Annotated in this window: 6 protein-coding genes, 1 tRNA gene and 3 pseudogenes; 4 read left to right on the top strand and 6 right to left on the bottom strand. The window is 64.7% G+C overall.

Annotated features, from left to right (window positions below; all coding sequences use genetic code 11):
* Positions 1–68 precede the first annotated feature (68 nt).
* Positions 69–332, top strand: a pseudogene (locus tag EOA33_RS16440) (energy transducer TonB); the annotation flags it as partial.
* 414 nt (positions 333–746) lie between these two features.
* On the opposite strand, the gene EOA33_RS16435 reads toward EOA33_RS16440, so the two are convergent.
* A tRNA-Ala gene (locus EOA33_RS16435) sits at positions 747–822 on the bottom strand.
* A gap of 148 nt (positions 823–970) precedes the next feature.
* Between EOA33_RS16435 and EOA33_RS16430 the strand changes: the two genes are divergently transcribed.
* Both EOA33_RS16430 and EOA33_RS16425 read left to right on the top strand, forming a co-directional pair.
* On the top strand, positions 971–1,261 hold the full coding sequence (locus EOA33_RS16430) for a YggT family protein (protein WP_127406069.1): 291 nt from the start codon (positions 971–973) through the stop codon (positions 1,259–1,261).
* Positions 1,262–1,271: 10 nt separating this feature from the next.
* Positions 1,272–1,598, top strand: coding sequence for a DUF167 family protein (locus tag EOA33_RS16425; RefSeq protein WP_127406071.1), 327 nt, complete (start codon positions 1,272–1,274; stop codon positions 1,596–1,598).
* A gap of 277 nt (positions 1,599–1,875) precedes the next feature.
* On the opposite strand, the gene EOA33_RS16415 is transcribed toward EOA33_RS16425, so the two are convergent.
* The 3 genes and pseudogenes from EOA33_RS16415 to EOA33_RS16405 all read right to left on the bottom strand — a co-directional run bounded on the left by EOA33_RS16415 (position 1,876) and on the right by EOA33_RS16405 (position 3,799).
* Positions 1,876–2,757, bottom strand: a complete 882-nt coding sequence (locus EOA33_RS16415) for a MurR/RpiR family transcriptional regulator (protein ID WP_127406070.1) — start codon at positions 2,755–2,757, stop codon at positions 1,876–1,878.
* A 74-nt stretch (positions 2,758–2,831) separates the two neighbouring features.
* Positions 2,832–3,026 (bottom strand): annotated as a pseudogene (locus tag EOA33_RS16410) (ATP-binding cassette domain-containing protein); the annotation flags it as partial.
* A gap of 2 nt (positions 3,027–3,028) precedes the next feature.
* On the bottom strand, positions 3,029–3,799 hold the full coding sequence (locus EOA33_RS16405) for an SDR family oxidoreductase (protein ID WP_127406068.1): 771 nt from the start codon (positions 3,797–3,799) through the stop codon (positions 3,029–3,031).
* Positions 3,800–4,042: 243 nt separating this feature from the next.
* Between EOA33_RS16405 and EOA33_RS16400 the strand changes: the two genes are divergently transcribed.
* A complete protein-coding gene (locus tag EOA33_RS16400) occupies positions 4,043–5,515 on the top strand; it encodes a M81 family metallopeptidase (protein ID WP_127406067.1) in 1,473 nt (490 codons plus the stop codon).
* A 158-nt stretch (positions 5,516–5,673) separates the two neighbouring features.
* On the opposite strand, the gene EOA33_RS16395 is transcribed toward EOA33_RS16400, so the two are convergent.
* Positions 5,674–7,722 carry a M3 family metallopeptidase gene (locus tag EOA33_RS16395; protein WP_127406066.1) on the bottom strand — a complete coding sequence of 683 codons (2,049 nt, stop codon included), beginning with the start codon at positions 7,720–7,722 and terminating at the stop codon, positions 5,674–5,676.
* An 83-nt stretch (positions 7,723–7,805) separates the two neighbouring features.
* Positions 7,806–8,054, bottom strand: a pseudogene (locus tag EOA33_RS16390) (nuclear transport factor 2 family protein); the annotation flags it as partial.

The raw sequence follows: 8,054 nt of genomic DNA, 5'->3' as shown, positions 1-8,054 counted from the left end.
GCGCGTATGCCGCCTGATCCAAGCCGCCAGGCTGGAATTCCAGCGCCAGCCCGGCGCGCTGGAATTCCAGCCTGGCGGCTTGGATCAGGCGGCATACGCGCTATCCGAGCGCGGCACGGTCGCGGCGGGCCGAAGGCAGCCCAAACGTGACCTTCACGGTCGATTCTTCCGGCCGGGTGGTCTCGGCCCGGCTGGCGCGGTCCTCCGGTGACGCCGACCTCGACCGCGCGGCACTCGGCGCCTTGCAGGGCGCCTCGGTGCCGGCGCCGCCATCCGAACTCGGCGCCCGCGTCACCCGCACCGCGCCTTTTGTCTTCAGTTTGCGGGATTAGATGGCAAACGATGTCATCGTGGCGGCGTGTCGTGTCGCCTTTGGCTCTGATGCTTGCCGGGACCTTCCTTGCCGGTCTCGGGGTGCGCGCGGGGCGGTAGGGTGTCCGTCCGGTTTCTGACCTTTGCATTGTTGTGCGCATCGATGATCGCGCGGCCAAAATGGACAAGGATTGCAAGCACTGACATTGCGCTTCCTCTGTTGGGACGGCTGCTGCGCGCCGTCGGAACGGGGATAGATGCGTCGGGTCTGTTTCGCGGGGATGGCACGGAAAACGGCGGGCTGTTACCGAAATCATCGACCCGGAAACATTTGCCTACGAATGATTTGCTTCGTTTCGCCTATGCCGAAACGGCAACCGAGCGGGCGAAACGGCTGCGAAATCCATTCGGGTCAAGGGCTCGAGAAATCCCGCTGGTGGAGCTGAGGGGGATCGAACCCCTGACCTCATCATTGCGAACGATGCGCTCTCCCAGCTGAGCTACAGCCCCGTCCAGCGGATGGCGCATTTATCGGGCGCGGCGGTTTCGTGTCAAGGCGAAACGAGCGCGGATCGGCCGCCGTTGCGGCTCGCACGCACGGCGGCTCTTGCCGCTTTGGCCGGCAATGGCTACATGTCGGCAACAATTGGAGACCGGCATGATCGCCCTTATTCAGACCATCGTCATGGCGCTTGACCTCTACTGGTGGATCATAATCGCCTCGGCGATCTTTTCCTGGCTCTATGCCTTCAACGTCGTCAACTCGCGCAACCAGTTCGTCGGCACCATCGGCAACGTGCTCTACAGGCTGACCGAACCGGCGCTTAGGCCGATCCGCCGTTTCATGCCCGATCTCGGCGGCATCGACATCTCGCCGATCATCCTCTTGCTGATCATTTTCTTCATCCGCCAGTTCCTGCTGACGACTGTGCTGTCGCTGGTCGTGTGAAGGCATGAGCATGCCGCCGTTCCGCTCGCGCGACGACGGCATCGACCTGTTCGTGCGGCTGACACCGAAGGCGGCGCTTGATCGGATAGACGGCGTCGAGACTTCCGCCGACGGGAGAAGCCACCTCAAGGCCCGCGTGCGCGCCGTGCCGGAAAACGGCGCCGCCAACCAGGCGCTGGAACGGCTGGTCGGCAAGGCGCTGGGCGTTCCGGCGTCGGCCGTCGCGGTCGTCGCCGGCGCCACGGCGCGGCTGAAGACGCTGCGGATAGTGGGAGATGCGGCTGAGCTGGCGAAGCGCATCGAGGCATTCAGCGGCAGCCAAGGCAAATCGCATTGATGGCTGCTAGTCACATCATCGGTCGGCGCTGCCCCTCATTGCCCTGCCGGGCATTTCTCCCCGTATTGTGACGGGGAGAAAGATGCCTTCGCCGGCGATTTCGCCAACCATAAACGTTGCAGAAAATTGCGCTGCGGGCGCGGCCAGCTCTCTTCTCCCCGTTTACGGGGAGAAGGTGCCGGCAGGCGGATGAGGGGCGGCGCGACGATTCCAGGATTGACTCGGTTCTCACCGAATGTCCCCATTTGGCATCACGTGACCATGGAAAGATGCCCCCTCAATCCCCCAGCGGCAGGCGGGGGTCGTCGACCTTCAGCGTGTTCACGCTCTGCTTGATGCGGCGCAGGTTCTCCAGCACCTTCGGGCCGCGCGTCTCGGCGACCGAGGTCACGATCATGTCGACGATGGCGAGCAGCGCGTAGCGCGACGATGTCGGCTTGTAGATGTTGCCGTCCTCGAACGACTGCAGATGGATGACCGTATCGGCGGCCTTGGCCAGTGCCGAGTCCGGCGCGGTGATGGCGACCGTCGTGGCGCCATACTGCTGCGCGACCTGCACCGCCTCGATGACCGATCGCGCATAGCCGGAAACCGAAAAGGCGACCAGCGTCGTCTCGGGCGTCGCGACCGCGGCGTACATGCGCTGCAGCTGCCCGTCGATCTGCGCCAGCACCGGCATGCCCAGCCGGAACAGCCGGTTCTGCATTTCGGTCGCCATCATCGAGGAGATGCCGCCGGAGCCGACGCACAAGACATTGCCGGAAGTTGCGATGCGCGCGGCGACGCCGACCAGCGCCGCCATGTCGAGGTTCTCGCCGGCGCGCTGGATGGCCGCTATCGCCGCTTCGGTGATGGCCGATGCGATGCGCTGCTCGCGCGCGTCGCGGCTAAGCGGCGCCGGCGACAGATACGGCCCGCCGATGGCGATCGCTTGCGCCAGGTAGAACTTGAAATCGCGCAGGCCCTCGCAGCCGAGATTGCGGCAGAAGCGGGTTACCGTCGGCTCACTGACGCCGACGCGCGCCGCGATCTCCGAGATCGCCGCCTTGGAAGCGAAATCGAGATCGGAAAGCACGAGGCCGGCCAGCCGGCGGTCCGACTTAGTGCCGTCCTGCGACATCAATTGCAGCCGCGTGACGATGTCGGCCGGCGTCTTCATCTGGGGTGACTTCATAGGGGCAGGCCCGTCGTCCTGTCGAACAGATGGGTGTTGCGCGGCTCGACGGTGACCGGCAAGCCGCCGATCACGAGATCGCCGGAGCTGATCGTTTCCAGGCCGGCCAGCATGCGCAGCAGGGTCGACTTTGCCGCACCCCGACGGCCCGACCAGCATGACGAACTCGCCGCTTTGATCTCGAGGTCGATATCCACGAGGATGCTGTGAAGCCCGAACGATTTCGACAGGTTGCGGAACTGGACATCGGTCATGGTCACGCTCCCAATATGTCGTCGATGAAAGGCAGGCAGCCGGCGGTGAGCCCCGCATCGACCGGCATCACCACGCCTGTTACGCCGGATGCGCGGTCGGAGGCAAGGAAGGCCACCGTTTCGGCCACTTCCGACGCATTGACGATGCGGCCGAGCGGATAGAGCCGCTTGAGCTTGGCGAGGATTTCGGGGTCCTTGGCCAGGCGATGCTCCCAGGCGGCGGTGCGGATCGATCCGGGGCAGACGACATTGGCGCGCACGCCGCTGCGGCCGAGCTCGACGGCGATCGACTTGGCATAGGCATTGATGCCCGCCTTGGCCGCGGCATAGGCGGGATTGCCGAAATGGGAAATCGCGTTGACCGAGGAGATGAAGACAACGTTGCCCGCGCCGCGCTTGGCCATCGCCTTGGCAATAGGATCGGCAAAAATCATCACGCCGGCCAGGTTGAGATCGAGCTCATGCGCGATCCTGTCCGCCGTCAGCGCGCCAAGCGTCTCGGCGCGGGTCCAGCCGGCATTGTTGATCAGGATGTCGGGGACGCCGTCGCTGTCGAGGATCGCTGCGATGGCTGTCTCGATCGAGACCCGGTCGAGCAGGTCGAAGACATGGCGCGAGGCAAGATGCGGGCTGGCCAGCGCCTCGTTCGACTGATCGCAGCCGACGACGCGCGCGCCGCGTTCGTTGAGCAGCGCCACGATCGCTGAGCCGAGGCCGCCGCCGGCACCCGTGACCACGGCCGTCTTGCCCTCGAATTCGGCTTTCGAAACCACAGCGCGCTCCTCCTCCGACGGAACGCTACTCAAGGAAATGTAATTAAGCAACAGAATGATCTGTTTGATTGATGCGAATTCAGGGATAATGTAGGAAAGTCACATCAATCCTGAACCCTCTGGCTAGAGGCGCAGATGCCCTGGCGCTAGGAGCCGTCAAATAGCAATTCCAGCAATTCCGGGAAAAGCGTGCGGCGGTTTTCCGCCCGGAATTGCGAAAGACAAAGACTACACGGAGCATTCATGCGCATCTTCACCGCCTCGCTGGCGACGGAAACCAACACCTTCTCGCCGGTGCCGACCGACCGGACCTCGTTCGAGATGGCCTTCTATGCCGGGCCGGGCAAGCATCCGGAAACGCCGACGCTGTGCTCGTCACCGATCGTGGCGCTGCGCCGGCGCGCGGCAGGCGAGGGCCTGACCGTCATCGAAGGCACCGCCACCTGGGCCGAGCCCGGCGGGCTGGTGCAGCGGCAGGCCTTTGAGGCGCTGCGCGACGAGATCCTCGGCCAGCTCAGGGAAGCGCTGCCGGTCGATGCCGTCATCCTCGGCCTGCATGGCGCGATGGTGGCGCAAGGCTATGACGACTGCGAGGGCGACCTGCTCGAACGCGTGCGCGCCATCGTCGGTCCGAAGGTGGTGATCGCCTCAGAGTTCGATCCGCACAGCCATTTGACGCCGAAGCGTGTCGCGGCATCCGACATCATGGCCTACTTCCTTGAATTCCCGCACACCGATTTCTACGAGCGCGGCGAGCATGTCGTCGAGCTCGGTCTCGCCGCTGCGCGCGGCGAGATCAAGCCGGTGATCTCGACCTTCGACTGCCGCATGATCCAAGTGCTGCCGACGAGCCGCGAGCCGATGCGCTCCTTCGTCGACAAAATCAACGCGCTGCACGGCAAGGACGGCGTGCTGTCGGTCTCGGTCATCCATGGCTTCATGGCCGCAGACGTGCCGGAGATGGGCACGCGCATCCTGGTCGTCACCGACAACGAAAAGGAAAAGGGCGATGCACTGGCGGAAAGCTTGGGGCGCGAACTCTACGCCATGCGCGAAAGGACAGCGATGACGATGCTGAACACGGCCGACGGCATCGAGCGCGCGCTCGCCGTGCGCAAGGCGAATCCGGACAAACCGGTGGTCATCGCCGACATCTGGGACAATCCCGGTGGCGGGGTTGCCGGCGACGGCACCGTCGTGTTGCGCGAGCTGCTCGCGCGCGGCATCAGCAATGTCGGCATGGCGACGATCTGGGATCCGATCGCGGTGACGTTCTGTCAGGCAGCGGGTGAGGGCGCCGTCATCGATTTGCGCTTCGGCGGCAAGGCCGGGCCACTGGCGGGCGAGCCGATCGATGCGCGGGTCAAGGTGCTGAAGGCGGTCGGCGAAGGCTGGCAGAGTTTCGGACCGAGCCGGGTGACATTGGGGTCGGCCGCGGTGGTGCGCGTCGAAGGCACCGAGGTCGATGTCATCCTCAACACCAACCGCACGCAGACCTTCGAGCCGGACATCTTTTCCAACATCGGCGTCGATCCGCTGTCGAAGGACATATTGCTGATCAAGTCGACCAACCATTTCTATGCCGGCTTCGCGCCGATCGCCGCCGAGATCATCTATGTCTCGGCGCCGAGTTCGTATCCGAGCAATCCGGCGGTGACGGATTACACCAAGCTGGTGCGGCCGGTGTGGCCGAGGGTGGCGGATCCGTGGCTCTAATCTCCCCCCTTGAGGGGGAGATGTCGCCAAAGGCGACAGAGGGGGTCCTCGCGCGTGAAGCGCTAGCCTCCATCTGCCGCAGGAGCTCGCGTCCAGTCGAACCGACCCCCTCTGGCCGCTTTGCGGCCATCTCCCCCTCAAGGGGGGAGATTAGCCAATCACACCAATCCCCGCTTCACCATCATCGCCTCTGGCGACGGCATCTTGCCGCGGAACGCCGTGTAGAGCTCTTCCGGATCCTTGGAGCCGCCGGCGGCGTAGATGTTTTGCTTCAGCCGCGCGGCCAATGCCGGGTTGAAGGGATCGCCCGTCTCCTCGAAGGCGGCAAAGGCGTCGGCGTCGAGCACTTCGGACCACATGTAGGAATAGTAGCCGGCCGAATAGCCGTCGCCAGCGAAGACATGGCCGAAATGCGGGGTACGGTGGCGCATGGCGATACTGTCGGGCATGTCGAGCTGGTCGAGCGTTTCGGCTTCGAAACGAAGCGGCTCTGGCGGCGCGTCGGGGCGCGCATGGTAGGCCATGTCGATCAGCGCCGAGGCGGTGAACTCGACTGTGGCGAAGCCGGCGCCGAAGGTGCGGGCGGCGAGCATCTTGTCGAGCAGGTCCTTCGGCATCGGCTTGCCGGTCTTGACGTGCAGCGCGTGCTTTTCGAGCACCGCCGGCACCGTCAGCCAGTGCTCGTAGAGCTGCGAGGGCAACTCGACGAAATCTCGGCTCACGGACGTGCCCGAGACCGACGGCCAGGTGACGTCGGTCAGGATGCCGTGCAGCGCATGGCCGAATTCGTGGAACAGCGTCTTCGCCTCATCGACCGACAGGAGTGCGGCCTCGCCGGCCGGCGGCTTGGCGAAGTTCATGATGTTGTAGATGACGGGCCTGGAACCGTGCCCGAGCTTATAACCGGATTTCAGCGCGCTCATCCAGGCGCCCGAGCGCTTGGAGGGCCGGGCGAAGTAATCGGCGAGGAACAGGCCGCGCTCGCTGCCGTCGCCGTTCTTGACCACAAAGACGCGCGCGTCGGGATGCCAGGCCGCGATGCCCTGCTTCTCCTCGAAGCTGATGCCGAACAAGCGCGTCGCGACGTCGAAGCAGGCGTCGATGACGCGCTCGAGCTGCAGGTATGGCTTCAGCTCGGCCTCGTCGAAGGCGAATTTCTCTGCGCGCAGCTTCTCCTGGTAGAAGCGCCAGTCCCAGGCGGCGAACTTTTCGTTGCTGCCGGCCTCTGTCGCCAGCCGCTCCAATTCCTTTTGGTCGCTCGCCGCCTTCTCCAGCGCCTTCTCCCATACCGGGTCGAGCAGCGCGTGCACGGCTTTCGGGGTCTTGGCCATGGTGTCGTCGAGCTTCAGCGCTGCGAAGGAGTTGTAGCCGAGCAGTTTTGCCTTCTCGGCGCGCAGTTTCAGCATGTCGCGGACCACTTCGGTGTTGTCGGTGGCGCCGCCGTTCTGGCCGCGCATGGTGAAGGCGCGGAAGGCGATCTCGCGCAGGTCGCGGCGCTCGGAGAAGGTCGAGAACGGCTCGTAAATCGAGCGTGACAGCGTCACGGCGAAGCGGCCCTTCTGGCCGCGCATCTCGGCCGCTTCCGCCATGGCGCTTTTCAGGAAATCCGGCAGGCCGGCGAGATCGGCAGCGTCGAGGAACAGCGCCCAGTCGCGCTCGTCGGCCAGAACGTTCTGGCCGAAGCTGGTGCCGAGCGAGGACAGCTCTTCGTTGATCCTGGCCAGCCGCTTCTTGCCGCCGGCGTCGAGCTTGGCGCCGGACCGGACAAAACCCTTCCAGGTCTTTTCCAGCACGCGCAGCGTCTCTGCATCCAGCTTCAGGCTTTCGCGGCGCTGGTAGAGGTCGTCGATGCGGGCAAACAGGTTCTCGTTCATCGAGATGGCCGAGAAATGCCTGGACATTTTCGGCGAGATGTCGCGCTCCAGCGCCTGGATGTCCTCATTGGTGTGCGCGCCGGCGCGACACCAGAAGATCGACGAAACCTGGTCGAGCGCCTCGCCGGCGAGTTCCAGCGCGGCCAGCGTGTTCTCGATCGTCGACGCCTCGCTGTTGCCGGCGATCGCATCGATCTCGGCCTCATGCGCCTTCAGCGCCGCGTCGAAGACGGGGCCAAAATCGCCATCGCCGATGCGGGTGAAATCTGGCAGGCCGAACGGCCCTTGCCATTTGGTCAGCGGATGGGCGGCGAGATCGACGGCTGATGACATGGAAGAACTTTCGATTGGTGGCAATGGGTGGCGAGACCGATGTAGGGCGCGGGCTTGTCGCGCGCAACCGCGCGGTGGGCCCGTCAGTAGGCCTCGCAGCTTTCGGCGATCGCCGCCTGCGTGCTGGCGGTGATGCGGTTGCCGGCGACGGAGAAGGTCTCGTGCATCAGCATGTCGTTGTTGGGGAAGTCGTAGCAGGCGATCACCGTGGTGACGCCGGCTTCCGACTTCTCGATGCGATGACGGATCGCGGCGCCGGCGACAGCGCCCTGCCAATCGTCGATCGAGGCGATGAACTCTTGCTTGGTCTGCACGACGCCAAGGTCGTCGAG

Origin of the sequence: Mesorhizobium sp. M4A.F.Ca.ET.050.02.1.1, from assembly GCF_003997725.1 — a bacterium.
In the GTDB taxonomy this organism is placed as follows: Bacteria; Pseudomonadota; Alphaproteobacteria; order Rhizobiales; family Rhizobiaceae; genus Mesorhizobium.
The sequence above is the reverse complement of the archived record's forward strand: the minus strand, read 5'-3'. Positions and strand labels throughout refer to the sequence as shown.

Excerpts from the sequence above, each read along its gene's own strand:
- EOA33_RS16430 (WP_127406069.1), top strand. The coding sequence starts at position 971 with ATGATCGCCCTTATTCAGACCATCGTCATGGCGCTTGACCTCTACTGG.
- EOA33_RS16425 (WP_127406071.1), top strand. The coding sequence starts at position 1,272 with ATGCCGCCGTTCCGCTCGCGCGACGACGGCATCGACCTGTTCGTGCGG.
- EOA33_RS16415 (WP_127406070.1), bottom strand. The coding sequence starts at position 2,757 with ATGAAGACGCCGGCCGACATCGTCACGCGGCTGCAATTGATGTCGCAG.
- EOA33_RS16400 (WP_127406067.1), top strand. The coding sequence starts at position 4,043 with ATGCGCATCTTCACCGCCTCGCTGGCGACGGAAACCAACACCTTCTCG.
- EOA33_RS16395 (WP_127406066.1), bottom strand. The coding sequence starts at position 7,722 with ATGTCATCAGCCGTCGATCTCGCCGCCCATCCGCTGACCAAATGGCAA.